Annotated in this window: 1 protein-coding gene; it reads left to right on the top strand. The window is 68.9% G+C overall.

The window, feature by feature from the left end; all coding sequences use genetic code 11:
- Window positions 1-188: 188 nt before the first annotated feature.
- Window positions 189-2,392 (top strand): NADP-dependent isocitrate dehydrogenase (locus tag KO490_RS00405; RefSeq protein ID WP_216017428.1); only part of this gene is annotated, 2,204 nt, incomplete at its 3' end.

Consider the following 2,392-nt stretch of genomic DNA (forward strand, 5'->3'; position numbering starts at 1 on the left):
GAACACGACGTTATCGTATCGTGCATATCTTCTCGTGATCTGGACAGTGCTGGTGCGGCGATGCATCGTCACCTTCGCGCGGTTCGGGACTTGCTGATCGAGCCGCGTGATTTGCGTTTTCCGCCGGAATGACGCGCAGGAGGAGCCCCGTTCTTCGGGGCGGCAACAACGAAAGAGGACCACGCACGATGGCCGAGACCGATACCCCGCAGATCGTTTACACCAAGGTGGACGAGGCCCCCGAGCTGGCCTCGGCCTCTCTGCTGCCGATCATTCGCCGCTTCGCCTCGGCCGGGGGGATCGAAGTTGCCACGCGCGACATCTCGCTGGCCGGGCGCATCATCGCGGCCTTCCCCGACCGGCTGTCGCCCGAACAGGCGCAGTCCGACGACCTGGCGGGCCTGGGATCGCTGGTCAAGACCCCCGAGGCGAACGTGATCAAGCTGCCCAACATCTCGGCCTCGGTGCCGCAGCTGGTGGGCGCGATCAGGGAATTGCAGGCGCAGGGCTTCGATCTGCCCGATTACCCCTACGAACCCGCCACCGACGAGGAACGCGAGATCCGCGCCCGCTACGACGCGCTCAAGGGATCCGCGGTGAACCCGGTCCTGCGCGAGGGCAACTCGGACCGCCGCGCGGCGCGGGCGGTCAAGAACTATGCACGGGCGCATCCGCACTCGATGGGCGCCTGGTCGCCCGACAGCAAGACGCGCGTGTCCTCCATGTCCGAGGGCGATTTCCGCCGCAACGAGGCCTCGGTCACGCTGAGCGCGGCGCAGGCGGGCCCGGTGGCCATCCGGCTGACCGACGCGCAGGGCAATGCCACCGTCCTGAAGGAGGGGATCGACCTGCCCGAGGGCACCGTGGTCGATGCGAGCTTCCTGTCGGTGGCGCATCTGACGCGCTTCCTGCAATCCGAGATCGAGCGCACGCAGGCCGAGGGCACGCTGTTCTCGGTCCATCTGAAGGCCACGATGATGAAGGTCTCGGACCCGATCATCTTCGGCCACGTGGTCCGCACCTGGCTGGCGCCGGTCTTCGAACGCCATGGCGATGCGATGGCCGCGGCGGGCGTGGACCCGAACGGCGGCCTGGGCGCCGTGCTGGCCCGCGTGGACGAGATGCCCGAAGGCGCCACGATCCGCGCCGAGATCGAGGCGCTGATGGCCGAGCGGCCGCCGCTCTACATGGTGAACTCGGACAAGGGGATCACCAACCTGCACGTGCCCTCGGACGTGATCATCGACGCGTCGGTTCCCGCGCTGCTGCGCGCGGGCGGCAAGGCATGGGGCCCCGACGGGGCCGAGGCGGACACCAATTGCGTGATCCCCGACACCTCCTATGCCGCCGTCTATGACGAGAGCGTGCGCTACTTCAAGGAGACCGGCGCGCTGGACCCCTCGACCGCGGGGACGGTGCAGAATATCGGCCTGATGGCGCAGAAGGCCGAGGAATACGGGTCCCACCCCACCACCTTCGAGATCCCGCGGACCGGCACCGTGACCGTAATCGCCGCCAATGGCGACGAGCTGCTGTCGCACACGGTCGAGAAGGGCGACATCTGGCGCATGTGCTCGACCCGCCGTGCCGCGATCGAGGACTGGGTGCGCCTGGCCATCGACCGCCAGCGCCTGGAGGGCTGCGCGGCCGTGTTCTGGCTGGACGAGACCCGCGCCCATGACCGCGAGCTGCTGGCCTATGTCCGCCCGATCCTGGCCGATGCGGGCGTCGCCGACCGCTTCGAGGTGCTGGCCCCGCGCGAGGCGACGCGCCTGTCCTTCGAGACGATCCGCGCGGGCCGCGACATCATCGCGGTCAGCGGCAACGTGCTGCGCGACTATCTGACCGACCTGTTCCCGATCCTGGAGCTGGGCACCTCGGCCAAGATGCTGTCGATCGTCAAGCTGATGCAGGGCGGCGGCATGTTCGAGACCGGCGCCGGCGGCTCGGCCCCCAAGCATGTCCAGCAGCTGCAGGAGCAGAACCACCTGCGTTGGGACAGCCTGGGCGAGTTCTGCGCCCTGGGCGAGAGCCTGAAGTTCCTGGCCGAAGCCTCGGGCAACGAGAAGGCGCGCGTCCTGGCCGACGCGGTCGAGACCGCGACCCAGGGCGTTCTGGACCACGAGCGTTCGCCGGGCCGCAAGGCGGGCCAGCCCGACAACCGCGACAGCCACTACTACTTCGCGCTCTACTGGGCCGAGGCGCTGGCCGCGCAGACCGAGGATGCCGAGCTGGCCGCACGGTTCGCGCCCATGGCCCGCGAGCTGGCCGAGAAGCAGGAGCAGATCATCGCCGAACTGCGCGCCGATCGCGGCAAGCCCGTGGATCTGGGCGGCTACTACCACGCCGACCCCGCCAAGGTCGCAGCCGTGATGCGCCCCTCCGAAACCCT

Origin of the sequence: Paracoccus sp. C2R09 (assembly GCF_018860625.1) — a bacterium.
Classification (GTDB): domain Bacteria; phylum Pseudomonadota; class Alphaproteobacteria; order Rhodobacterales; family Rhodobacteraceae; genus Paracoccus.